The sequence below is a fragment of the Rhodococcus sp. 27YEA15 genome, assembly GCF_049739425.1.
In the GTDB taxonomy this organism is placed as follows: domain Bacteria; phylum Actinomycetota; class Actinomycetes; order Mycobacteriales; family Mycobacteriaceae; genus Rhodococcus_F.
The window spans coordinates 1,949,279-1,973,153 of sequence record NZ_JBMHHW010000001.1 but is presented as its reverse complement, the minus strand read 5'-3'; the positions used below and the strand labels follow the sequence as shown (position 1 = coordinate 1,973,153).

At 62.1% G+C, this 23,875-nt stretch carries 27 protein-coding genes; 11 read left to right on the top strand and 16 right to left on the bottom strand.

The annotated features are described in order from the left end of the window. Positions 1-54: 54 nt before the first annotated feature. The 3 genes from ABH922_RS09115 to ABH922_RS09105 all read right to left on the bottom strand — a co-directional run bounded on the left by ABH922_RS09115 (position 55) and on the right by ABH922_RS09105 (position 3,450). Positions 55-609 (bottom strand): HIT family protein, encoded by a 555-nt coding sequence (locus tag ABH922_RS09115; protein ID WP_424806604.1) that lies wholly within the window; start codon positions 607-609, stop codon positions 55-57. Next, positions 606-2,663, bottom strand: coding sequence for a threonine--tRNA ligase (thrS, locus tag ABH922_RS09110; RefSeq protein WP_424806603.1), 2,058 nt, complete (start codon positions 2,661-2,663; stop codon positions 606-608). Before thrS ends, ABH922_RS09115 begins: the two co-directional genes overlap by 4 nt. Positions 2,664-2,934: 271 nt before the next feature. Further along, positions 2,935-3,450, bottom strand: coding sequence for a hypothetical protein (locus tag ABH922_RS09105; RefSeq protein ID WP_424806602.1), 516 nt, complete (start codon positions 3,448-3,450; stop codon positions 2,935-2,937). A 90-nt stretch (positions 3,451-3,540) separates the two neighbouring features. Here ABH922_RS09105 and ABH922_RS09100 point away from each other — a divergent pair, with 90 nt between their 5' ends. Then, entirely contained in the window at positions 3,541-4,635 is a 1,095-nt protein-coding gene (locus ABH922_RS09100) for a hypothetical protein (RefSeq protein ID WP_424806601.1), read from the top strand. A gap of 251 nt (positions 4,636-4,886) precedes the next feature. Here the strand turns inward: ABH922_RS09100 and ABH922_RS09095 are convergent, their stop codons facing one another. The 3 genes from ABH922_RS09095 to ABH922_RS09085 all read right to left on the bottom strand — a co-directional run bounded on the left by ABH922_RS09095 (position 4,887) and on the right by ABH922_RS09085 (position 7,683). Then, positions 4,887-6,089, bottom strand: coding sequence for an RtcB family protein (locus ABH922_RS09095; RefSeq protein ID WP_424806600.1), 1,203 nt, complete (start codon positions 6,087-6,089; stop codon positions 4,887-4,889). A 168-nt stretch (positions 6,090-6,257) separates the two neighbouring features. After that, positions 6,258-7,082 carry a transglutaminase domain-containing protein gene (locus ABH922_RS09090; protein ID WP_424806599.1) on the bottom strand — a complete coding sequence of 275 codons (825 nt, stop codon included), beginning with the start codon at positions 7,080-7,082 and terminating at the stop codon, positions 6,258-6,260. A 25-nt stretch (positions 7,083-7,107) separates the two neighbouring features. Then, complete coding sequence (locus ABH922_RS09085; RefSeq protein WP_424806598.1) at positions 7,108-7,683, bottom strand: TetR/AcrR family transcriptional regulator; 576 nt, start codon at positions 7,681-7,683, stop codon at positions 7,108-7,110. Positions 7,684-7,809: 126 nt separating this feature from the next. Here ABH922_RS09085 and ABH922_RS09080 point away from each other — a divergent pair, with 126 nt between their 5' ends. From ABH922_RS09080 to ABH922_RS09065, 4 genes are all read left to right on the top strand, one after another. Then, complete coding sequence (locus ABH922_RS09080) at positions 7,810-8,958, top strand: FAD-dependent oxidoreductase (RefSeq protein ID WP_424806597.1); 1,149 nt, start codon at positions 7,810-7,812, stop codon at positions 8,956-8,958. Positions 8,959-9,510: 552 nt separating this feature from the next. Then, a complete protein-coding gene (locus tag ABH922_RS09075) occupies positions 9,511-10,335 on the top strand; it encodes a tyrosine-type recombinase/integrase (RefSeq protein ID WP_424806596.1) in 825 nt (274 codons plus the stop codon). Positions 10,336-10,470: 135 nt separating this feature from the next. Further along, positions 10,471-11,670 carry a DNA cytosine methyltransferase gene (locus ABH922_RS09070; RefSeq protein ID WP_424806595.1) on the top strand — a complete coding sequence of 400 codons (1,200 nt, stop codon included), beginning with the start codon at positions 10,471-10,473 and terminating at the stop codon, positions 11,668-11,670. A gap of 23 nt (positions 11,671-11,693) precedes the next feature. Continuing rightward, positions 11,694-12,272 (top strand): Eco29kI family restriction endonuclease, encoded by a 579-nt coding sequence (locus ABH922_RS09065; RefSeq protein ID WP_424806594.1) that lies wholly within the window; start codon positions 11,694-11,696, stop codon positions 12,270-12,272. Between the two features lie 3 nt (positions 12,273-12,275). Here ABH922_RS09065 and ABH922_RS09060 read toward each other — a convergent pair whose 3' ends face one another. Then, positions 12,276-13,190, bottom strand: coding sequence for an Eco29kI family restriction endonuclease (locus ABH922_RS09060; protein WP_424806593.1), 915 nt, complete (start codon positions 13,188-13,190; stop codon positions 12,276-12,278). 189 nt (positions 13,191-13,379) lie between these two features. Between ABH922_RS09060 and ABH922_RS09055 the strand changes: the two genes are divergently transcribed. Both ABH922_RS09055 and ABH922_RS09050 read left to right on the top strand, forming a co-directional pair. Then, on the top strand, positions 13,380-14,108 hold the full coding sequence (locus ABH922_RS09055; RefSeq protein WP_424806592.1) for a hypothetical protein: 729 nt from the start codon (positions 13,380-13,382) through the stop codon (positions 14,106-14,108). A 293-nt stretch (positions 14,109-14,401) separates the two neighbouring features. Then, complete coding sequence (locus tag ABH922_RS09050) at positions 14,402-14,635, top strand: hypothetical protein (RefSeq protein ID WP_424806591.1); 234 nt, start codon at positions 14,402-14,404, stop codon at positions 14,633-14,635. Between the two features lie 231 nt (positions 14,636-14,866). Here ABH922_RS09050 and ABH922_RS09045 read toward each other — a convergent pair whose 3' ends face one another. The 4 genes from ABH922_RS09045 to ABH922_RS09030 all read right to left on the bottom strand — a co-directional run bounded on the left by ABH922_RS09045 (position 14,867) and on the right by ABH922_RS09030 (position 17,342). Beyond that, positions 14,867-15,715 (bottom strand): SMODS domain-containing nucleotidyltransferase, encoded by an 849-nt coding sequence (locus tag ABH922_RS09045; protein WP_424806590.1) that lies wholly within the window; start codon positions 15,713-15,715, stop codon positions 14,867-14,869. Next, entirely contained in the window at positions 15,712-16,224 is a 513-nt protein-coding gene (locus ABH922_RS09040; protein ID WP_424806589.1) for an SLATT domain-containing protein, read from the bottom strand. Before ABH922_RS09040 ends, ABH922_RS09045 begins: the two co-directional genes overlap by 4 nt. Positions 16,225-16,288: 64 nt before the next feature. Beyond that, entirely contained in the window at positions 16,289-16,975 is a 687-nt protein-coding gene (locus tag ABH922_RS09035; protein ID WP_424806588.1) for a hypothetical protein, read from the bottom strand. Positions 16,976-17,000: 25 nt separating this feature from the next. Further along, positions 17,001-17,342: a hypothetical protein gene (locus tag ABH922_RS09030; RefSeq protein WP_424806587.1), complete on the bottom strand. Its 342-nt coding sequence runs from the start codon at positions 17,340-17,342 to the stop codon at positions 17,001-17,003. 58 nt (positions 17,343-17,400) lie between these two features. Between ABH922_RS09030 and ABH922_RS09025 the strand changes: the two genes are divergently transcribed. The 4 genes from ABH922_RS09025 (at position 17,401) to ABH922_RS09010 (ending at position 20,636) form a co-directional block, all read left to right on the top strand. After that, positions 17,401-18,168: an antirestriction protein ArdA gene (locus tag ABH922_RS09025; protein ID WP_424806586.1), complete on the top strand. Its 768-nt coding sequence runs from the start codon at positions 17,401-17,403 to the stop codon at positions 18,166-18,168. A 250-nt stretch (positions 18,169-18,418) separates the two neighbouring features. Then, positions 18,419-19,132 carry a thermonuclease family protein gene (locus ABH922_RS09020; RefSeq protein WP_424806585.1) on the top strand — a complete coding sequence of 238 codons (714 nt, stop codon included), beginning with the start codon at positions 18,419-18,421 and terminating at the stop codon, positions 19,130-19,132. 171 nt (positions 19,133-19,303) lie between these two features. After that, a complete protein-coding gene (locus tag ABH922_RS09015) occupies positions 19,304-19,804 on the top strand; it encodes a hypothetical protein (RefSeq protein ID WP_424806584.1) in 501 nt (166 codons plus the stop codon). Positions 19,805-19,997: 193 nt separating this feature from the next. Beyond that, the gene (locus ABH922_RS09010; protein ID WP_424806583.1) at positions 19,998-20,636 is read left to right on the top strand and encodes a hypothetical protein; all 639 of its coding nucleotides are present in this window, start codon (positions 19,998-20,000) and stop codon (positions 20,634-20,636) included. 198 nt (positions 20,637-20,834) lie between these two features. On the opposite strand, the gene ABH922_RS09005 is transcribed toward ABH922_RS09010, so the two are convergent. The 5 genes from ABH922_RS09005 to ABH922_RS08985 are packed head-to-tail and all read right to left on the bottom strand — an operon-like array spanning position 20,835 to position 23,804. After that, on the bottom strand, positions 20,835-21,272 hold the full coding sequence (locus tag ABH922_RS09005; RefSeq protein ID WP_424806582.1) for a hypothetical protein: 438 nt from the start codon (positions 21,270-21,272) through the stop codon (positions 20,835-20,837). Further along, complete coding sequence (locus tag ABH922_RS09000; protein WP_424806581.1) at positions 21,262-22,293, bottom strand: hypothetical protein; 1,032 nt, start codon at positions 22,291-22,293, stop codon at positions 21,262-21,264. The genes ABH922_RS09005 and ABH922_RS09000 overlap by 11 nt, the downstream gene beginning before the upstream one ends. After that, the gene (locus ABH922_RS08995; protein ID WP_424806580.1) at positions 22,286-22,906 is read right to left on the bottom strand and encodes a hypothetical protein; all 621 of its coding nucleotides are present in this window, start codon (positions 22,904-22,906) and stop codon (positions 22,286-22,288) included. The genes ABH922_RS09000 and ABH922_RS08995 overlap by 8 nt, the downstream gene beginning before the upstream one ends. After that, positions 22,903-23,640 (bottom strand): hypothetical protein, encoded by a 738-nt coding sequence (locus ABH922_RS08990; RefSeq protein ID WP_424806579.1) that lies wholly within the window; start codon positions 23,638-23,640, stop codon positions 22,903-22,905. Before ABH922_RS08990 ends, ABH922_RS08995 begins: the two co-directional genes overlap by 4 nt. Next, positions 23,637-23,804, bottom strand: a complete 168-nt coding sequence (locus ABH922_RS08985) for a hypothetical protein (protein ID WP_424806578.1) — start codon at positions 23,802-23,804, stop codon at positions 23,637-23,639. The genes ABH922_RS08990 and ABH922_RS08985 overlap by 4 nt, the downstream gene beginning before the upstream one ends. Positions 23,805-23,875: the final 71 nt, after the last annotated feature.

Here is a 23,875-nt window from a genome sequence, read left to right as displayed (position 1 = left end):
CTCACCTCGTCGATCACGTAACCGACCCGCTCAGCTTCGATACGAGTGACCCGCTCAGTCGTTCCACGCCCGCGCCAACAAATCCCGCGTATCACGCAACAACTGCGGCATCACCTTCGCTCCACCGAGAACCGTGATGAAGTTGGCGTCGCCACCCCAGCGCGGAACGACGTGCTGATGTAGATGCTCCGACAAGGAGCCCCCGGCAGCCGCACCCAGATTGAGCCCGACGTTGAAACCGTGTGGGTTGGATACCCGCTTGATCACCCGGAGAGCCTGCTGGGTGAACGCCATCAACTCGGCGCTCTCGGCCGGGGTCAGATCTTCGAGTGCTGCGACCTTGCGATACGGGACCACCATCAGATGCCCCGGGTTGTACGGGTACAAATTCAACACCGCGTACACCGACTCACCTCGAGCGACGATCAAACCGTCCTCGTCGGACATCTTCGGGATGTCGAGGAACGGTTCGTTGGTCGCGCCCGGCGTCTTCGGCGATTCCGCAATGTACGACATGCGGTGCGGAGACCAGATGCGCTGCAAATGATCCGCGTCGCCTGCACCACGATCGACGATCGAGCCGGGGCCGTCTCCTGCCGAAGTGGTCATGACGGCACGCTCGACTGCACCAACTCGGCTGTCGGCGACACATTCTCGCGCCGAGCGATCCACTCGGTGACGATCCGCACCGCCTCGTCGACAGGAACACCGTTGATCTGGGTTCCGTCGCGGAAACGGAAGCTGACCGCGCCCGCCTCGACATCCCGCTCACCCGCGAGCAGCATGAACGGCACCTTCTGGGTGGTGTGGTTGCGGATCTTCTTCTGCATCCGGTCGTCACTGAAGTCGACCTCGGCCCGCACACCCGCCGATTTGAGCTTGGTGGTGACGTCGAAGAGGTGGTCGGCGAACGCCTCGGCCACCGGAATCCCGACCACCTGCACCGGAGCCAGCCACGCCGGGAAAGCACCGGCGTAATGCTCGGTCAGGACACCGAAGAAGCGCTCGATCGAGCCGAACAGGGCGCGGTGAATCATCACCGGGCGGGTCTTGACGCCGTCGTTGCCGGTGTACTCGAGATCGAAGCGCTCCGGCAGGTTGAAGTCCAGCTGAATGGTGGACATCTGCCAGGTACGGCCGAGCGCGTCCTTGACCTGGACGGAAATCTTGGGGCCGTAGAACGCGGCTCCACCCGGGTCCGGCACCAGTGTCAGCCCGGAGGCAGCACCGACCTCGGCCAACGTGGCAGTGGCCTCTTCCCAGATTTCGTCACTGCCGACCGACTTCTCCGGGTTACGGGTGGACAGTTCGAGGTAGAAATCGTCGAGCCCGTAGTCCTTGAGCAGGTTGAGCACGAACTGCAGCGTCGTGGTCAGCTCGTCACGCATCTGATCGCGAGTGCAGTAGATGTGCGCGTCGTCCTGCGTCATACCGCGCACGCGGGTGAGTCCGTGAATGACGCCCGACTTCTCGTAGCGGTACACGGAACCGAATTCGAACAGGCGCAGCGGCAATTCGCGGTAGGAACGTCCACGCGCCCGGAAGATCAGGTTGTGCATCGGGCAGTTCATCGGCTTGAGGTAGTAGTCCTGGCCCGGCTTGCGCACGGTGCCGTCCTCGTTGAGTTCCTCGTCGACATGCATCGCCGGGAACATGCCGTCGCGATACCAATCCAGGTGACCCGACACCTCGTACAAGTGTCCCTTGGTGATGTGCGGGGTATTGACGAACTCGTAGCCTGCCTCGATGTGGCGGCTGCGGGAGTAGTTCTCCATCTCGGTGCGGATGATGCCGCCCTTGGGATGGAAGACCGGCAGACCGGAACCGAGTTCGTCCGGGAAACTGAACAGATCCAGCTCAGTGCCGAGCTTGCGATGGTCGCGGCGCTCTGCCTCGGCCAGCAACTCCAAGTACTCGTCCTGCGCTTCGGTGGACTCCCATGCGGTGCCGTACACGCGCTGCAGATCGGCGTTGTCCTGATTTCCGCGCCAGTAGGCGGCCGAGCTGCGGGTGAGCTTGAACGCCGGGATGTGCTTGGTGGTGGGCAAGTGCGGGCCGCGGCACAGGTCGGACCAGATGGTATCGCCACTACGGGGATCAAGATTGTCGTAGATGGTCAGCTCGTTGCCGCCCACCTCCATGATCTCGGGATCGTCGATGCCGGACTTGTCGTCGATCAGCTCGAGCTTGAACGGCTCGTTCGCGAGCTCGACCCGCGCATCCTCGATCGAGTCGACGACTCGACGTGAAAAGCGTTGCGACCCCTTGATGATCTGCTTCATGCGCTTTTCGAGCTTCGTCAGATCCTCAGGTGTGAACGGCCGCTCGACCTGGAAGTCGTAGTAAAACCCGTCGGTGATCGGCGGGCCGATGCCCAGCTTGGCGTCGGGGAACTCCTTCTGCACGGCCTGCGCGAGGACGTGCGCCGCAGAGTGCCGAATCACACTACGGCCGTCCTCGGTGGAAGCAGCGACAGGTTCGACCTCGACGTCGACATCAGGGGTCCAGGACAGATCCTTGAGTGCGCCCTCGCCGTCGCGAACGACCACGACGACGTCCGGCCCCTTGGTGGGGTAGCCGGCCTCCCGAACAGCCGTCCCGGCCGTCGTCCCTGCGGGCACTCGAAGTAGGTCGGCTGAGCGCTCTGGCACGGGGCTGGTCACGACGATGTGCTCCTGGTTCGATAGTGACGTGGCATTGCTGTCACGTTCAGATCTGCGGTGCGTCGAAGAGGCGCACCGCAGACATCGTATCGGCCCCGCCGAAATCGCCGACCCGCAGCAGTCCGGACACCTACGCGGCCCCGGACCGCAGGTGTGACGCCCCACGCACCCGGGCCGGCCCGGCAGTCAGGTCGGAATTGATCATTGTGCGATCACGACAGACGTACCTGCGGTTTTGTCGACACACACCTACCCGATGTCGAGCTGGCTGTCAGATGACGACGTACGCGTACACACGCTCGCCTCGGGACACGCCGCCCGCAGCCAGTTCCGCGAAGGCGGTCAGCCACGGCACCGACTCCTCCGACGGTTCGCTCGTCTCGTCCATCGCCCAAAGCGCCGCAACGGCTGCGACGCCGTCCGCTGTGAGCGCTGCCAGCGCATCACGTAACTCGTCGGTGACGGTCACGACAAGACTGTCACCGTCCTCGCTCATCGCCACGAGCGCACCACACCTCGTGCCCGCCGCCACTTCGTCGTACTCGCGTGAAGTAAGCGCGGCTTCGAGTCGACCGAGAGCGACACTCGGATCGATGCCCCTCGACTGCAGAACCGGCGTCCCCGTGGCGGCCGACTGAACTCGTGGGCGAGTGGCCATGGCCGGCGAGGTACGGTACAACGCCTCGTTCTCCTCGATCAGTTCGGGAGCCAGGTCGAGGAGTCCGGCGAGTGCGGCGGCGGCGTGCTGATCCGAGGTCGCAGTGAAGTAGTCGATGATGGCAGACATGACCATAGCCTCCCATAGGCTGTGCCCGCCAAAGCCTCCCATAGGCTGTGCCCGCCAAAGCCAACGCGGCAGACCGGAGTCGACGAACAGATGACCGTGGTTCAGTCCTTGCTCGCCGGCCCACGTGGGCGTCGCCTCCTACTCGCCTACGCTCTGGCCGCCGAGGAACAGACCGCCGAATCCCACGAAAACTCCCTGCATTCCGCGGTGTTCTGGGCGAGTCGTCAGCTCGACGTCGAACGAGGAACTGCCGGGGTGCTGTACGGCCCCGGCGCCGAGGAAGCGACGCAACCGGTAGTCACCCCGGCGCAGGTGGCAGCCCGTGTGTCGGCGGTGGCGCTACCCGACGTCACTGCGGCGGCGTTGCGCTCCGTACTCGCGAAGGCAGCCGGCACCGCGTATTACTGGCAGGAACCCGACGGCGACGACGTACTGATCGCCGTCGACCCGGTGCGCGCCGCACTTCGGCGGATCGCCGAGCACGTCGCCGGATCACCGCACACCCGGTGGTGGACAGAGCCGCTGGAGTCGGCCGATCAGTGGACGGTTGGCCACACACAGCCGGAAGTCACCGAACCGACTGCCGTGCAACAGCTTCAACTCTGGCGCACCGAGACACTCACCGAGGAGGTGCGAGCTGCGCGTGAGCGACCGACCGATCCCGCAGCGAACTTTTCCGGGTATTGGTGGTCGATTCCGCCCACCCGTTCGTCGACGCGGACGTTGTTCGACGGGACCCCGGCCGGATTGTGGTTCGTCGAAGACGGAATGGACCCCGAGTCGGTCGTCACGACGAAGACGAGCGTCCCCGGGTCCGCCCACGTGTACGAGATCGACAGCGCGCACGCCTGGGCCGAATTGTGCCGCCGGTTCCCACTGGAAGTGACCGCGCAGAAGCGGCACGACTGGTACCGGACCACCGGACGGGCGGGGCGATGGGTACTACCCGACTGGTCACAGACCGCCGAACACTACGACGGTGTGCATCTCACTGTCGCCGGGTACCTGGCGGCGGCGGGCACGGCGATCGACGTCGACGACGAGACGGCAAGCGTGATTGCCGGGTGGGCGCCCGGCGAAACCTACTGGTTCACCGACGCAGTCGGCTCGGCCGGCGATCCCGTCACCTGGCGGCCCGACAACAGTCGGGACGAGACCGTCTGGACCCGAGAAATCGAACCCTGAGGGCGACCCTGTGCACGCCACGCCGGGTGCAGACGGGAACGGGCCCCACCGCTGCTGCGGTAGGACCCGCTCCTCGACTCCGACACTGCTGCGCATCTGACCGCTGCCCGGGTTCTGACTCGTCTGCTTCTCCGGTCCTCGTGCAGACCGGCCGCGCCGGACGCTCGCCGGCCCAGATGCGCCGCCAACTGCTGCGGGGACATCTTTCTGTGCGGCTCCTACTGACTCCTTCTTCATCGTTGTTCCTTTCCTCAACCCTTGACACACACCACTTGTCGTAGGTGTGCCACCACTTCGACCAGATCACTCTGCGCGGCGATCACGTCGTCGATGTTCTTGTACGCGCCCGGAATCTCGTCGACCACGCCCGCGTCCTTGCGGGATTCGACGCCCGCGGTCTGTTCGATCAGATCGTCGACGGTGAATGTCCGCTTCGCCTTGCTCCGGCTCATCTTGCGTCCGGCACCGTGAGAGGCTGAGTGGAACGACTGCGCCGAACCGAGACCCCGGACCACATACGAGCCCGTCCCCATCGAGCCGGGAATCAGGCCGAGTTCACCAGCACCTGCTCGGATCGCTCCCTTCCTCGTCACCAGTAGGTCGAGTCCGTCGATCGTTTCCTCGGCGACGTAGTTGTGGTGACAGGAGATCAGATCGTCGAACCCGACCTTCCGGTTCGGCATCGACTCCGCGAACGCCCGCATCACCAACGCCATCATCAACGTCCGGTTCCGCGACGCGTATTCCTGCGCCCAATTCAGATCGTGGCGATACGCCTCCATCTCCGGCGTGCCGGCGAGGAATACCGCGAGATCACGATCGACAAGACCCTGATTATGCGTCAGCGTGCGTGCAACCGAGATATGCCGCTCGGCCAGTTCCTTGCCGATGTTCCGGGACCCGGAGTGCAGCATGAGCCACACCTCGCCCTCGTCCGAAAGGCACACCTCGATGAAGTGATTTCCGCCGCCAAGCGTGCCCAACTGCTTCAGTGCCCGCGACTCCCGGCTTTGAACTCCCGGATGCAGGTCTGCGAACTGCTTCCAGAACTTGCGCAGGCCCGTCTCGAGCCCGAGTACGTTCGGCCCGAGCGAACCGATGTTCACCGACCGATCGTGCATCGAGAATCCGACCGGTACAGCCCGTTCGATGCGGGACCTGATGCCGCGCAGGCTGTCCGGTAGGTCCTTGGCCCGCACATCGGTGCGAACCGCGGTCATTCCACATCCGATGTCGACTCCGACCGCTGCCGGTGCCACCGCGTCCCGCATGGCTATGACGGACCCCACCGTTGCACCGCTGCCCACGTGCACGTCGGGCATCACGCGAACGCCGTGCACCCACGGCAACGACGCGACGTTCCGTATCTGTTGCAGCGCTTGCTGTTCCACCCCCACTTCTTCTGCCCACATCAAAGTGGGCGCCCTCGTCCCTTCCAGTCGCACCGGATACACGTGCTTCGATCCTTCAGCTCCACGGCGCACCCGAGCGGCACTCCGCAACACAAGATCCACGGTTTCCCGTTCACGTGCAAGCGGTTTTCCCGAGGCGAGTCCCGACCTACACCGACTCGTACGTGGGCCGCCTCGAGTTGACGTAGACATCGCAGAGCAGGCGTCCGGTCAACGAATCAGATGGTTCGGCACTCGTAGATCCTCGTGGTCGTACAGTGCGCGCACCGCGGCAGGATCGTCGCTCGCACACACCTCGGCAAGACGATCGAGCAACAGATCGTAGCCCGGACCCGTCTGACCGTCGTACGCTTCAGTCATCCGGCCCCATTCGTCCCACGGCAGCATCTCGACTTTATTCAGAGCAGCAAGATCTTTCACCGCATTTCCGCGAATCTCGGCGGCACCCCAGTTCTCGGTTCCGTACACCCCGAACGTCGCCGCATCGACCTCTCCGCGCCGAAATGCCTGCCACGCCTCACCGCCGCTGAGGAAATCCCCCGGCCGTAGATCATCTGCGTGGGGCAGCACCGTCTGTCCCAGGATTTCGGAATCGATACGAATCCATCGCGACGCGTCACCACCGCGGTATTCGGTGATCCAGTGGTCGACGCTCTGCCCCGGCTGGAAGTAAGTCGCGAATCCGCAGCGGACCCGAGCGGCGATTCCTCTATGCCGCAGAAGCGCACAACTCATCACTGCGAAGTGTCGACATGTTCCGACGACGCGCTCGGACGGCTCCCGGGCGACGGTCACCCGTGCCGGATTCAGTGCGAGTAACCGTTGCAGGAGAATGCTTGCCGAACGGATCTGGTTGTCGTCGAAGCGATCGGCAGGCAAGTTCAAGGACTGCACGTCGTCAGGTTCGACAACCAGACTGCCGACAACCCGGCATATGTCCACCGGGTTGTCGGCAAGAGATTCGAGAGCGAGTACATCCCCCTCGTCGACGCCGGTCAAAGGTCCAGGCGATGTGTAATCGAGAGCGGTCTCCATGCCGGGAAGCTCAGCCCCGGAGTTCTCACACATCCCAGCCGCGAGCAAGGATCTCGAATACCTCACTGACCGCCTGTCGGGCGTCCTCTCGACCCTTGACGAGGATAGGTATCTGCACGACGAACCGGGAAAGCGTTGCCGACGCCAGGTCATCAGCCGGCCGTCCGAGATCCTCGGCGACAACGGCTGTAAGAGCTCTCGCATGCCGCGACCACAGGCCCTCCCAATAGTTCCGGAGCGCGGGTGTCTGATCGACAAGTGCGGTCAACTCGTCGAGTTGCGGGTCGAGGGCGACAGGTACCCACGCCGCAAGTGCGTGTCGACGAATCGCGTCGAGAAGCCCGACACCCTCCGGACGCTCGCGCACTGCCGCCGCAAGCTGTCTCGCGAAATCGTCTTCCCGATCGAACAGCAGGGCCTCCTTGCTCGGAAAGTGCTTGAAAATCGTCGTCGTCGACACGTCGGCCTCGTCGGCGATGTCCTTGATACTCACGGCGTCGAATCCCCGCGCCAGGAACAGCTCCAACGCTGCGTCCGCAATGGCTTGGCGGGTAGCGGCTTTCTTTCGTTCACGACGCCCCAACGGCTCCTCGATTGTCACGAGACGACCCTAACGTACAGTTGTTCAATTGCACAAGTTAACTCATTGCACTTTTAAACTGAATGTGCTTTTCTGATGTCGACGGCCTCGACAAGGCCGAGAGATCAGTTCGGAAGGAACGACGTCATGAACACACCCACACTTGCCGCCGAGCGCATCAGCATCATCGGCGCCGGCCCCGGCGGACTCACCTGCGCCCGAATTCTGCAACAGCGTGGAATCCCCGTCACCGTCTACGACCGGGACACCGACAGCAGCACCCGCAACCAGGGCGGCTCGCTCGATCTCCACGAGGAGGACGGCCAGCTAGCACTGCGCGAAGCCGGCCTCCTCGACGAGTTCTTCGCCCTCGCACGGATGGAGGGCCAGGAAATGCGGATGCTCGACACCACCGGAGAAGTCCTCGTCAGCCGCATGCCCGACGACGATGACACATTTGCGCCGGAAATCGACCGGGGCCACCTCCGCGAGCTGCTGCTGCGCTCGCTCGAGCCCGGCACGGTGCGCTGGAATCGCGCCCTCGAATCCGTGACCGGACCCGACAGCGGCCCTCGCAGCCTCGTCTTCGCCGACGGGTCCATCGTCGAGACAGATCTGGTGATCGGTGCCGACGGCGCGTCGTCGCGAGTTCGCCCGGCTGTTTCCGACGCGACACCGTCCTATACCGGGGTCAGCTTTCTCGAAGCCTGGTTCGACGACCTGGATACCTCGCACCCAGAGCTCGCCGCGATGATCGGCGCCGGCAGCGCCTTGGCATCCGACGGCGACCGAGCACTCTTTGCGCAGAGAAACAGCGGCGACCACATGCGGGTGTACATCGCGCGGCGAGAAGCTCTGAATTGGATGGCCGAACACGACCTTCGGCCCGACGACACCTCCGCAATCCGCGCGCACCTGCTGCAGGAATTCTCCGACTGGAGCCCCGAGACTCTCCGGATGATCACCGACAATGACGGTGCCTACGTCGACCGTCCACTCTTCGCACTGCCCGCACCCCACGTCTGGGCACCCTCGCCGACAGTCACACTGCTCGGTGACGCCGCCCACCTGATGCCACCGGCCGGAATCGGCGTGAATCTCGCCATGCTCGACGCCTGCGAACTCGCCCTCGCACTTGCAGAAGCGGACACCGTCGATCAAGCACTACGGAACTACGAGTCGACGATGTTTCCTCGATCGAGCGAACGGGCCGTCGAACTCGACGGCCACGCCGACTTCCTCCTCGACATGGGTGGACCGGACGCCCTTGCCGGACCACCCGAGATGCAACGGTGAATCCTAGAACGCAAAAACACCCCTCGTAACCGAGGGGTGTTTCTACTTAGTTCGCTGTCTTCCACTGTGGTCCCGGCTGGGATCGAACCAGACGTGATATACCTGATTAGAGTAAGAAATAGCAGGTAGATCACCCAAACTAGCCGCACGCACTGGGCAAGAAACCGCAAGATTTGGCATGCTAAGTCCCACGTAGGTCCCACGATAGCCTCAGGAGGCCCCATGGCACGCGAAACTTTTGGCCAGATAGACCAGCTTCCGAGCAAGCGCTGGCGCGCCCGGTATACCGGTCCTGACGGCACAAGACACAAAGCGCCCGGCACGTTCGTGTCGAAGACCGAGGCGCGCGAGTGGCTGAAAGCACCAGCGGCCGCTATCGCGGCAGGCACATGGGAGCACCCTGACGCGGAGGCGGCACGGAAGGCCGCTGAGGCGTCCGAACACGCACGTAAGGCGGTTCCGTTCGGCGAGTATGCCTCGCAGTGGGTCGCTACCAGGACGAACTCGAGGGGTGAGCTGCTGGCCTTGAGAACTTCGGCCGAGTACAAGCGGATGCTCGGCCCCACCGGGTTGCTGTTCCACTGGTCGGCTACACCTCTCAATGAGATCAAGCCGAATGCCGTGCGGGAATGGCGCTCGACGTGGATGGCAACTGGCAAAGCCACGGCCACCGCGAGAGCCTACGACCTATTCAAATCGATTCTCAAAACAGCTGTCGAAGATGATCTGATCAGCGACAACCCGTGCAAGGTCAAGGGCGGCAGTGTGAGTGTGACGGGAAAGTCCACGACGCCGCCGACCGAGGTTGAACTCGACATCATCATCGAGAATATCGATAGTCGGTATCGTCCGTTCGTCATCATCGCGGCCGCCGGGGGCTTGAGGTTCGGCGAGGTCATCGGACTGACTACCGACAATGTGACCGTCGAGCGCGACGAAAGCGGCGAGGTCGATGCGGTGAGGATCGCGGTCACGCGCAGCATCGTCGAGGGAAGCGGCCTCGTCAAAGTTGCGAAAGCGCCGAAAAGTGCTGCAGGAAAACGTGTCATCGCAATCTTTGGCCACGACGCACGAATCGTTGCCGAGCATGTCGGGGCAACAAAGCCGGGCGCCTTGCTGTGGGCCGACCGCAACGGCAACTACATCTCGCAGTCAACGGTGAACTACCACTGGCGGAAAGCCAAGGGCAGCGCTGGTAGGCCGGACTTGAAGTTTCACAGCTTGCGGCACTACCAAGGCACCCGTTACGCACAAACGGGCGCGACCGTGGCCGAAACGATGGCCCGACTAGGGCACAGCAGTGTCAAAGCCGCCATGCGCTACCAGCATGCCGGTACCCGTGACGACGAACTGGCCAGGCGCGCTTCACGTCGATGACGCCGGTCAGCACGCCGCGCCACATCGGTGCAAGGTTGTCGCCGGGTGTTCGCCGACGCCCAGTGTGAGTGACGATCGGGCGACATACCGCACCTGTGGCGTAAGGCCCCGCCTCTGAGTCGCTAGTCTCTATCCATGCGCAGTATCGAGTTGTTCGCGGGTGGTGGCGGTCTGACGTTGGGGACGCACCTGGCGGGATTCTCCACAGAGGTTGTGGCGGAATGGGATCGGTGGTCCTGCGACACCCTTCGAGAGAATCGCGACGGCGGGTACCCGCTCGTGCGCGGCATCGACGTCCAGGAAGGCGACGTCCGCGATGTCGACTGGTCGACAGTGAGCGACGGCGTCGACCTGGTCAGTGGAGGTCCTCCATGCCAGCCCTTCTCGGGTGGCGGCAAGGGCGCCGCTGCCGAGGACAAGCGCGATATGTTCCCGGCCACCGCCGAAGTCATCCGGCAGCTGCGACCACGGGCGTTCATCGTCGAGAACGTACGCGGGCTGACCCGATCAGCCTTCTCCGACTACTACAACTACATCCAGTTGCGCCTCGCTCACCCTGAACTCGTCGCTAACGAGGGAGAGTCGTGGGGGGACCATTTCGCCCGGTTACAGGCCGAGCACACTTCGGTGCGCTCCGACCTCCAGTACAAGGTGCTTCCAACACTTGTGAACGCGGCAGACTACGGGGTGCCCCAGCAGCGCTGGCGCGTGTTCTTCGTCGGCTTCCGCTCCGACGTCGACGCGGAATGGAGCTTTCCCAAGGCAACTCACTCTGCGAGCGCGCTTCGCGCTTCGCAGGATGATGACTCGTATTGGGATCGGCACAAGGTGCCGAAGAAGTACCGAACGACATCGGTACGCACTGCCGCGTTGGTAGACGATCCTCGCAAGCCCTGGCGCACCGTCCGCGATGCTTTACAAGGGCTCCCCTCCCCGACGATCAACGGAAGCGCCAAGTATCTCAACCATGTGCTCCAGCCTGGAGCACGGTCATACCCTGGCCATACTGGGTCCTACATCGATGCGCCGGCCAAGGCACTCAAGGCCGGCGTCCACGGTGTGCCCGGCGGTGAGAACATGCTCCGCGACGTCGATGGTTCGGTGCGCTATTTCACGGTTCGCGAGGCAGCGCGATTACAGACGTTCCCCGATCGGTACAGGTTGCACGGACCTTGGACAGAGGCAATGCGACAGCTTGGTAACGCGGTGCCCGTGATGCTCGCGGAGACTGTGGCGCTGTCGGTGCGTGAACACCTCGACCTTGCAACTTTTCACGCGGCACGGACAGCCGTGAGCCGTCGTGCCCATGCAGCTCGCGAATCGGTCATCGCGTGAGCGCGCCGTTCAACCCTCTCGACATGGAAAACTTGGCACTGTCCATGGTCACCCAAATCGAGAGTATGGAACCAGTCCCGCTCGACGATGTAACAGGCTTCTCTGGTGCGGGTGTCTACGCGCTCTACTACCTGGGCGACTTCCCGGCTTACGCCGATCTGTCGATGGTCAACGCCGAGACTCTCACCCAGCCGATCTACGTCGGTAAAGCGGTACCCAAGGGCGGGCGACGCGGCTTGGAAGCTGTGTCACATACCACGACCAAAGCACTGTCGTCACGAATTCGTCAGCATGCCAACAGCGTTCGCACCGTGGAGAACCTTGACATCGCCGACTTCCGCGTCCGCTGGCTCGTCGTCGAGGACATCTGGATCGCCCTCGGCGAATCCGCCATGATCCGCCGATACCGACCCGTATGGAACGCCGTCCTCGACGGGTTCGGCAACCACGACCCCGGTAGCGGTCGGATCAACGGCAAGCGTTCGATGTGGGACACCTTGCACCCCGGCCGGACGTGGGCCGGGAAATACCCCGAGCGCGACGACACTGCCGCCCAGATCGTCCAGGATGTTACCCAGTACATCTCCGACCGCCTCGGATGATCGTTAGTCCGTCCCACCCCGTGGGGCCTTCTGCATCCGCTCGATGAGTTGCTTCACGACCTCGTCCTTGGTCGTGATCGGCGGGTGGTCGGCGAAGTGCTTGTCTATCAGAACCTCAATCTCTCGACGTTCCATCTGGTTTTCCACAGGAGCTACTGCACCGGGCAAGTCCGTCGCCCACTTGCGACCGGGATGCAGGGTGTCCCAGGGGGATCGCTTGTTGCCCCGCGTCTCCGAGCTGTCGCCGTGCTTGCCGAATCCATGGATGTACTTGACAACCTGCCCTGTGGTCGGGTCTGTCTCTGCAGAGCGCTTGTTCCAGATCGGCCGAAAGAGGTCGATCAACGCACTCTCGGTGACAGGCTCCCATCCAGGGGCGATCACGAGCCGCCGGAACTCGAAGTTGTCGACCCCTAGACCCCCGGCGCTGATCGATTTTGCGTGTTCTCCCAACCTCGTGGTGAGCGCTGTACCCTGCTCCACGATGATCTCGCTGTTAGGAGTATTCGTCTTGCCGACATAGATCGGCGTCTCTTTACCGGCGAGTGAACGATACTGCGGGTGGCTGCCCCGGTAATAGATCGCGTAGACCCCCGAACCGTAGGTTGGGATGATGTTGTTCAGGGGTTCGCGGTCCTGGTGAACCAGCCCTATCGCCGCGACGATTCCGAACAAGTCAGGATCTGCGGGATCGAAGACACCCCGTGGCATCTGATGCTGGTAAATCTGCTCGTTCACTGCAGCAACGAGAGACTGTCTAGCAGCGACAATAGCGTCTCGCTCTTTCGCATTGGGTCCGCCCTTCCAATGACCGTCTGCCTTCCCTCTGGCGAGAGTCTCGCTCGCGTCCTTGGCGGCGTTCAGATGGGCAATCAGATCATCGATAGCAGACGTCTTTGTAACCTTCTTCTGTGCCATGCGCTGAGCGTAACCTGGGGTGACTTAACCCTGCGGCACGCGATACCGTCAGACATCCCCCGTCCTTGACTATCCCAAGCGTACGGGCGAGACGCTGCAAGGTTCACACGGCGACCTCGTCGCTTCTGCCACGAGGGATAGGTCGATATCGCGGAACGGTCTAGGAACCACACCATAATGTCTAGACGTATGGATGACATTGTCGACTACTCCGATTCCCGGCAGAAGACCCTGTGCGTGCACTGCTCCAAACCCTTGATTCACTCTCGTACCCGCGACCATGTGCCAACCCGTGGACTTCTCACTCCCCCGTATCCGACTCACTTGCCGACGGTGCCGATCTGCGCCAAATGCAACGAAGGCTTCAGCATGGACGAACGGTACGTAACTGCCCTGCTCGGGTGTGTGCTCAGCGGCAGCGCGAGTCCATCCGAACAGTCTGATCCCCGCATCGCAAAACTGCTCAGCAAAAGTCCGAAACTCGCAGGTCGTATTGCCGATCAGCGGATTCTGAAGTTTGAGGGGGGCCGGCAGACGGTGTGGTGGAATCCGGAGAGCGACAGGGTCGAGAGAGTCATTCTCAAAAACGCCAGGGGGCACGCCTTGTTCGAGAGTGGCCTACCCCTTTTTCACACCCCCGATTCGGTGTGGTTCGACGCTCTTCCCACCATGAGTGACACTGAGCGGCAACGCTTCGAGAACGGTGACCCGAGTGACCCTACTGACGCTCGATTGCTACCCGAAGTGGGTAGTCGAGGAGTCGTCCGCGCCGCAGCATCTGTTGATCTCGTAGATGGATGGGTGGAAGTACAGCACGGCATCTACCGGTGCATGGTCAGCCATTTCGATTCTGCAACCGTGGTTCGTACAGTGATTCGCGAATACCTAGCCACCGAGGTCATTTGGTCTACTGACTGAACGCTCGGATCCTCAACCGCTAGCCCCATCCAGATCCTGCGCAGACGGGTCGCACCCTCAAATCCTCGAAGTCATGGCTGCGGAGAAGGCTCTCGGAGGTATCGCCGCAGGCGAGCGCACCGCACGATCGTTGGTCCGGGACTTGGCCCTTCACTGCGCCCGAGGCCCTACGCAGAGCCCCCGCGAGATCGCCTCAGTGACCAGAAGCGAGCGGGGTAACGACGGATTCTGGGTGCCCACCGGCACAGCCGGTGCCGGCAGGGACCTTGATACCGAAACATCGAGGAGAAGTCATGCCCACAACCACCATACAAACCACCGCCCGTGAAATCTTGGAGTTAGTCGGCATCGACATTGCCGACGACGTCGCCGTCGTGCTCAGCGACTGCGACGAGGTCGGTGCCGCCGACGGCGGCACGCACCGAGTCAATCTCGGCCAGATTGTGACTGCAGTCGAACAGTTCCAGCAGGTCACGGGCGAAACCGTTGACGTGGACGCGCTGATGGACGCCTTGCCCTGGGCGTGAAACACCGGCGTAGCCGGTGACGAATTCCGACTCGACGGCAACAACGATGAGTAAGCCACCATGACCACGCCCAGCGCCGCCGAAATTTGGGGCGAGTATCCGATCTCAGCCGGGTTCCTCGCTCCTCGGATCTCGCCTTGTCGCGATCCCGATGAACGATGTGATGCACGAGTCATATATCCCAACGTGCCCGCGAAATCGGAAATCGTGCGGCCGATGGACTGCAAGCGACTATCTCGCAACATTAAACAGCGAGAGCACATGAGCGACCGCAACAGAGTGGTCTTCGGCCTCAGTGGCAGCCCGCGCGAGTGTCGCTAACCTGGCAGCTTTATCAACTGCCATTGCAGCTACGGCGGACTCCGCTGCGCTACCTGCTCCCGTCGTGATCCGCCGTCCGTAGTCGGTCGGATCGTTCATTTCGCGAAGTCCGTTGTTATTCAGCGATTTGAAAAGATCCCTCAAATCCCAGTCATAGATGATAGGCGCGTTCCCGGCGGCATACTGGGCAGTTCTCATCTCCAGGTAGAACGATGACAACGGGACGTTGTTGGCGGCTTTCCATGTCTTGAGAAGGCGAATCAGCCCCTTGGCGCGCCCATCGGTAGCTCGTTGTGCTTCGTTGACGTATTCGAGGTGGATCGCGGGGTTGCTGCGAATCCAGCCGATCCCGTCCGGGTCCGGGATGTCGTAGTCGTCGGCATCCTGGTAGAACGCAGGTGTGATCTCAACCGCAGGGCCTCCGTCGAAGTAGGACAGCCGAACAGCTGGGCGGTCCACTGTGACCGCACACCCAGAAATCCCTCGCGACAGGGAGGAACGCAGTGTCTCCAATGCGTTCGACGAAAATGTGGGCTTCAGCCCGGGCATGGTCACGAAGTAGTCCACATCGCTGCTGATGTTCGTGGCCGTACCGTGATGCCATGACCCAGTCTCGCGCATCCGAATGATGCCGACATCCGCCTTAAGCCACTCCTCGATGGATGCTCGATGCCGAGCAGCCGCTGCCCTAGCATCGGCATTGGGGGTCACGTTCCTGATAATTGATTCCAGCGCCAATCGGGCGGTGACGTCACTCATGATTCATCAGCCTCGAAGTCCTGGCCCCCCTGGCTGATATTCGTCTTTGCGCGCTCGTAAGCCCACTGCGGGATCGGGTCAGACGAATGATCGAGTTCTGAGGCGCGGTCGGCCAGGACCTCCAACCTTGCACTTGCTTCGTCGTCAGAGCAGTTCGCGAGGTATATGTTCATGAATCGGCGTGTATCGTTTCTCAAGGTCATATATTCGTTTCCAGTGGTTTGAGCGCGTTCAGCCAGCTTGTCGGGGCGTACCCCTGTCAGCACCGCAGCGACGATCGCTGCAAGGAAGGTCAATGTGCCGGCGAGAATCTGGGAGCAATCTGCAAATGTGAGGATGGCCCCCACCGTGCCCAGGCCCGCACAGGCAACACCCAACGTCCAATGTTGCAATCTCCAGCGCTTAGCAGCCTCGTACTGCCCTTGCGCGCAGTACTTCGCGCTCTCGTGAATACGACTGGCCTCGCCGCGTGTTGCTGCTCGCCGTGACGAGTCTGAGTTCTCCGCCAAGATTCAGCTTCTCCTGTTCAATGGTGGTTGCCCGCGCAGGGCTGACCTTCTTGGCCTACTACCGCTACTTGCCCCGCTTGAGATCGTGTTGGTACTCGTAATGCCTCTCAGCAAGATATTCCTGGTAAGCCAACACCTCGTCTTCGGTTGCAGACCGGTAGCCTATCGACCGATCGCCACCGAGTCGGAGCTCTACCATCCCTCTCTCATCAAGCTCTAAGTGACATGAGTTGCACCGGTACGAAATACTCTTCGCATGCTCTTCCACGACAGACTCACCCTGCAAGTTCTCCTGAGGTGCCGTTACCGATCGAGAGCAGAACACGGTACCTGCTCGCTCGCATACAGGGCACTTCTGCGCATACCAATAAGAGGCTCCTTCTGGATACTCTTCTAGGTCGAAACCAAACTCATCGTCACTATTTCTAAGTAGATCTTCAACAATTTGATTGCGATCTAGCGGCTCGAATGAATCGGCAACCGCTTTGGCTTTATCAATTTCTGCTTTCAGGGCCTTCTGCAGCGCCTCTCGACCTGCTATTTTTTCATTCTGAGGGGGTTGATCCCCCCAATAGTCGCGACGCGAAATGTTAGCAATTTCGAGTAGTTTGTCTACGACTTGAACCATCGATGCGGCGGATGCTTGTAGTTCCGGACCATCGACCAGGCCCATATGTATAGCTGCGTTCCTAACCTCAAGGACCTTATTCAGATCACCGACAGGAAGGTTAACCCCAGAAATTAGCTTCACCAAGATAAAGCAATTTTCTGGGCCTCTAGTTTTCAGCCCATGAGCCCTCTGTGTTTCCTCTGGCGAACCGATCCGTTCCCCTATCACATGAAGCAAGCCGGGATTCTGAGTACTCTTCATATCCACGATGAGAACCGGGTTGACCGACGACAAGTAATGTTTTGGCGAGGAGCTCTACCGCAGCGCCCGCATGGATTGCCGCTTCAAGCCAAATGGTCGGCTCTGTCGAACCGGCCTTCTTTATAGCAGAATGGGCGTGGTGTGTTGAAATCAATAGTAAGTGATCGGGTAGGGCGTCGTTGCCAAACCTTTTATACCCAAACACCCATTGCTTCTGCGGATCGAATACTGCTACTTGTTCGGTCATCGACAAATTATCGCAGAGCCCCGCCTACCACTGGGTCAGATCGCAACAGAGCGTAGGGATGAACACCGGCAAAGCCGGTGACGACAGCAAACTCGACAGCCACACCGACGAGGGAGCCATCATGACCGACACCAATGCTTGGATTGAGAATCTGATCGCCGCCGGGGTGCTCAGCCCCGGTGCTCGCGGCATGGGTGCTCAGGCAGCCGCCGACCAACACAACCAGGCCAACGCGCTGTGGCCTGACGACGCCGGCTTCCTTGTTCCGCCTGCTCATCAGACGGCGGAACGACGACCCACAGCCAATGAACCCCGCGTATGGGTTGGGTGCGAAGCATGTTATGCAGCATCGCAATTGGTCGGGAACTGGTATCCCGCCATGGGTGCCGACGCGATCACGCCCGAGCAGGTGCACGGTTATCCGACGTCCCACGAGGAACTTGTGTGCTTGGACACCGACAATCTGCCGATCGACGGCGAGCCGAGCACGCGCGAGGCTGCTAGGTGGGGCGAGATCTACGAGGAGGTGGGCACCGAGCTGTGGCCTGCGTTGTGCGCCTGGGTGCGCAGCGGCTCCTACACCGCCGAGGGTGACAGCGACATCCCCGTCGTAGCCGACTTCGACGAGGCGTACGCAGGCGAGTGGGGCGATTTCGCCGAGTTCGCGCAGCAGCTGGCCGAGGAGACCTGTATGTTCGACGGCCTCGCCGAGGATCATGTTGCGGTGCGCTACTTCGATTGGTCGGCCTGGACACAGGATCTCGAAATGGATTACAGCGTCGCACAGTGCCCGTCCGGTGCCGTTTTCGTATTCCGATCGCTCTGAGCAACGGCCCGCGCGAGGCCGCCTGCACCCTCAGGCAACCCCGCGTGCGTGGTGCATCCACCAATACTAATGTGATTTAGGTCACCAAATTTGGAGGAACATGATACACTTCTAATACGTATAGATGAACACCCTGGGGACCGCTGTGTCCCAATTTGGGTGTTTGCGATGCGGATAATCGCTGCTAGAACTAGGTGCGTTGCCCACATAGGGCAACGCACCTTTTCTCTTTCCGACCCTAGGGGGAACAGTGACCCACCTGCCGCAGTCGCCACATCTGTCTGTCGCCGCTCATCGCGGTCGCCGCACGGCGCTCGTCGTGGCCGCCGGGGCGATGACCGTGGCCATATTGACCGGCTGCACGGCTCAGACCCCCGAGAGCAACTCCGCCCAGAGCGCTCCGACGACCTCCACCGTGAGAGATACCTCTGCTCCGTACCCGAAGACAACCGCGCCGGTCACACCGACTACCAAGGCTGTCGACTCCAGCCCGACCAATCGCTACGGCTCCGGCGGTCCTGTGCCGGACCAGGCTCAGCTCAAGGGTCCGTACGTGCTCGACCGCGTCCTCGACGGCGACACCATCAAAATCGGAATGGGCGTCACCGTCCGCGTCATCGGCGCGGACGCCGCCGCGATCATGGATCCGAAGACGAAGAAGGCCGAGCCGTGCGGCCCCGAGGCCAGTGCGGCCCTGACGGACATGCTCGCCTCCGGCAAGGTCTGGACCGAATACGACCACACACAGGACAGGACCGATCGCTACGGTCGCAATGTCGCACACGTGCGGACCGCACATCCGGTCACCGGTCAGCCCGACAAGCTCGTCTCCTACGAGCTGATCTCGGCCGGCCTGGGTAAGACCTACCTCTATGCCGGCAGGACTCATCGTTACACCGACATTCTCGATCAGGCCCAAACCTCGGCTCTGGAGAACAACCAGTGCATCTGGCAGCACGGCTGATCGGTCAGCCGATCGAGCGCGCCATCGTCTTTGACGCAGCGACCCTCGCGGGGCGCTCCGTGTTGGGCGCTGACGCGGCCCACACGGCTGAGAGTCACCGGGTACGGGCAAGTTTGCCGTACCGGGGTGCAGGGGTGAGTAGGCAAGCAATAGATGACAGGGGCAGTTGAAATGAGCACATCGGAACGCACAGAATTCGTAGCACGCCTGGAACAACTCGCTGAGTGTGTCCATGTCGTGAGCTACTACCAGAGCCGGATCGCGCAGCTGCAGTCCCAGCGGGTGCCTGCGCGCACTTACAACCGACTCATTCCGGGCGCCAAAGTACAGGCCAACCGGCGTCTAGCCAAGCTCAACAGAACCACCGCTCACATTGATTCGCAGCTCGCACTGGCCGTGAGAGCGCTCCGGTTGTACTACGAAAGTTGCGGCGGAAACGATTTCTACCCGCAGGAATACCTGGAGCGCAACACGATCTCGCAGATAGCGGCGTTGATCCGGCAGCACCGTGCGGACTCGGTAGGCCAGAGCCTCAACACTCTTAGGCAAGAGGCCCAGGACCAGAAACAGCGTGTGGCAGCCCAGGCTGCAGCGAATCGGCGGCACCGGCAGAACCTCGCACAGCGCCGCCAACTGGCGAATCGAGCAATTTTCTACGACATGTGGCGGTAACGCCGCCACGGATCGTAAATCCTGCGGCCAATGGTTACGGGATTCTGGGCTCTGCATCGTCAGCCAGCCCATCCCCCTGCGGGGTATCTCCCACGAATGGGGTCGGCAGAGCCGCCCCCGGGTGGGGGTTGGGAGGGCGGACAGGCGTTGGCCGCTCTCCCAAAACAACGCCAATCCGACAGGAGAAATCACCATGACCGAATCGCTGATCACAGTGCACAAATACTACGATTCCAACTATCAGGACAGCCCCCGAGATGGCCTCGTTCTTAACATTCACCCCACGTTCGGCGCGTCCGTGAGCCACGCCGGTCAGCCGGGCAACGCCGAAACAGCAATGGAGCGGCGGATCGAGTTGCCATTCGCAGGAGCCTTGCCGCCCACAGATGCAGAAGAGGCGACGTTCCTGGACGAACACGACGCGCTCATCCAGCGGATTCTCGCCGGGTACAAGTTGGACTTCGACATGCGCACTGCCACCGAGCACGGCGTGCTTACCGAGGACGCCGAGGCAGCCGTCGAAGCACTCGGCGTGATCGTCGCCGAGACCGACTTCAACGATGGCAAGGTCGATCTAGATGCGTGGGCCTGGTACGGAATGAACATCCTCGATGCGAATGATCTTGTACCCGCAGTCTTCCCCAGAGGCGACGACGGCAAGATCGACTTCGATGCCTTGTGCGAAATGGCCGCAAAGAGCGAAATCGAGGGCGCTTGCGCCCTCATCGTCCACATCAACATGAGGCACGTCGAGGATTCGGTGAAGACTGCTCTCGACGACTTCGTAGAACGCGGCGACCTGGACGAGGAGGACCTTGGAGTCGGCATCTGACGGCATGATCAACCACTGAAACCACCGCCGACCCTGAATGTCGGAACCAACAGAGCCCCGCACCGAAATTCGGTGCGGGGCTCTGTTTTTTCGCTGTGCTTAGCCACGCTCACGGCCGTAGTCAGCGTCGACCGTGGTCACAGCAGGCCCGGAGCCGGGTGAGGTTTGCTTCTTCGCGACCATGCCGCGACCCGGTCGCTATCCGCCCTCGTAGTGCTCCCCCCAGGCATTATGTGCGCTCTCCCCGGTGGGCATGACTGCCTCACCGAGCCAGACGTGCAGGTCGTCAGGCACCCCCGCCAGCGCGCCAGTGGTGACGGAGACCGTGGTCGCGGTGAGTCCGGTCAGACGCGCCTGCTTCGCTCGGAACGTCGCGAACTCCTCCGCGAGGGTGCCGCCGCTCTCTGTCCGGCGCATCCTCATCCACACCGCCAGCATCATGGGCACACCCACCAGCGGTGTGTCAGTGACGAGGCCGCCGACCGCGTGCGCGAGCTGCTGTCTCTGCTGGTCTGCCTGCTGCTGCTCAGCCGACTTCTGCTGGGTGAACTCGGCCAGATCACGCTCGGCGTTTCGCTGCTCAGCCTGCTCAGCCTGCCGCTCTGCGCGCAGGCGATCTCTCTCGTCATTCGCCATCGGTCTGCTCCTTGTTCGCGTCCACGGTGGCCGTGTTGCCACCGTCGGTGTTCTTGCCTTCATCTTCTGCGTACTCGAAAATGCTCTTGACCAGCTCACCCTCGATGACGAGCCACACCATCGCCGGGTCGGCTGCATCGGCCTTGAGAGCGGCCACCTTCACCTGCTCCGCGCCGGCGCCTTCCGCTGTAGCCGGGAGTCCGTCACCGACGACCCTGTACGAACCGCCTCCGATGGTGGCGCAGCTTGCGCCGCTGTATGTCACCGTCGGCATGTACGCCTTCGCATCGGGGCCGCTGGTCTCACCCGTGAGCCGCAGTTCCCCGGCGGTGGCGACCGATGCCTTCCACCACGAATCTTCAAGGGGTGCGGTTGGTTCCGTCGTCGTCGTAGGAGCACCGGGGATGCGACGTTTGCTTTTCTGTTCGCGAGACTGGCGCGAGCTATCGGTACCGGCCGCGTTCAAACTTTGCACCCAGAAAACATCTATCTGCCTGTCGTCTTGTTGATAGACCCAGACGCTGTCTGAAATGACTTTGCGGCTCGGCTCAGCGATGATGCGATCCCCGATTGCGGGCGGTAACTCAACGCTGTCCCCGGTCAATCGGAGTTGCATCGTCGGTCGCTTACCGTCCGGTGCCCAGTACGCCTTTTGCGCCATCTTGCCGCCGTCCTTGCAGGCGTCAGGATCTGCCCGAAGTGCGCCCACCTTCGCGTCGACGCGTTCGGTCAAGTCCTCTTTCTTCTCCTTCGCCTGCTGTTTCGTCTCATCGACCTTCGCCCCGACACGCTCGCTGATGCTCGGCTTGTCGTCGGGGGCGCCCATCCGCATCATGCTGAATGCCGTCCCACCGATGGCTGTCACGGCAACAAGTGCCGCGACGGCCTGCCAGGGCCGGATGCCCCGCTTGTTGGATTTTGCTGCGGGCACGACCGGCTCGTCGGGATATTCGATCTCGTCGGCTTCTTCTTCACTGTCGACATACACGATCTCGTAACCGTCGTCGTCGTAGTCAGGCATTGTTTCCACCTTCGATGTTGGGCTGACGGTAGACGCGCTTGACCGGGCGGGGCGCTGCCTGCGCGGCAGGTGCAGGTGCAGGTGCCGACGGTGCAGGTGCCGACGGTGCAGGTGTGGTGGTCACCACGCCTTTGGCGCGCAGACCAGCGACGACATTCGGAATCAGCTTCGGGGCCACGATCAGACCCGCCACCGCAGCAGTGGCGGCTGCGGCAATCCACATGTTGCTGAAAACCGTGAGCATCACGGAAACGCCCTGGCGGGCAACGAGAAACGCGATTGCGTAGCCGAGCGCCACCAGGGACAACTTGAACGTGGTGGAGCGGGCGAGCCACGCCGTGTAGTCGGCCGAAACGGTCTGGATGACCCCCTTGGACCCTGCGAAACCGTCGCCGCTGCCCTTGGGTACAGCTAGGAGGCCCTGACTAAACATGAGCCTGACCAGCATCGACAGAAACATGGTGATGCCAGAGGATGCGATTTCGAGCCAGCCAGCCTCTGCCAAGGCGAAGCCGACGAGACCGACCGAGCCGCACAGAAGTACGGTGCCCACGATGCGGATGATCTCGCCAGCGCCGGTCTGGACATTTACGGTAACGGGTTGCACGCTCATCTCAGATCTCCTTCGTGTTCTACCCAGTCGTCGTCGCTACCGGCGTCTGCCAGCAGCACCTTTGATTCTGAAATCTCTTCCCCTGCAAGCGGATCGAGTCGCACCTTCTCCTTGTCGGGTGTCACTCGGAACGTGCCGTCCTTGTTCTTCACGGCCTTCGCGACCGCGTTCTTGGGCACCGCAGCCCAACCCCACGCCCAGATCAGGAAGGCCACGCCCAGCGGTGCGAGCACCGCCTGCCACAGCAGCCAATCGCCGCTAGCGACCTGAACGCGGACGACCGGCCAATAGGGGCTCAAGCCCACGGCGACCTCACTCGGGGCCGGTAGCCAGCCGAGCAGCAGACCCACCACGATCAGTGCCGCACCGAGAGCGGCCCACGGCGACACCCAGAGCCGGCCGATGCGCGGAGAAATCCACCACATCACGCGGTAGAGGCCGACCGCAGCCAACACAGCCGGTCCGATGACCAGCGCCGCGTCGACGGCCACGACGGCAAGCAGGATCGCCCTCGCCATGCTCTCCCCGCCCTCATCGGTGCTGTTCAGACGCCTCCACAGCGGAGGCGTCAAGTCGTCGTGCAGCGCACTCCCTTCGACTCCGGTACCGGCGCGGCCACCGCGTCGAGCCCGGCGACTCAGCTGCTCGCTGCGGCGCCGGGAGCTGGTGCCGGCTCTGCTGCGCGCGAGCAGGCCCGCAGCCCGCTCGCGCTCCCACCGGTAGGCGGTGGTCACGGTGCACTCGTCAGGCAGGCACTCAGATCAGCGGCGTCAGCTATTGGTAGGCAAGCCTCGATCTGCACCCGCTGTTGCTTGGCCGATTGACCGGTGCCGAAGCTGCCGCCCGCCAGCCACCCCGTCAGAAAAATGGTGCCGACAACGATGACGACGCCGATCATTTTGAATCCGATTCTTCCCATATCCGCTCCCGTTGTCGTTGTGATCCTTCCGATACGGTACCCCGGTGGGG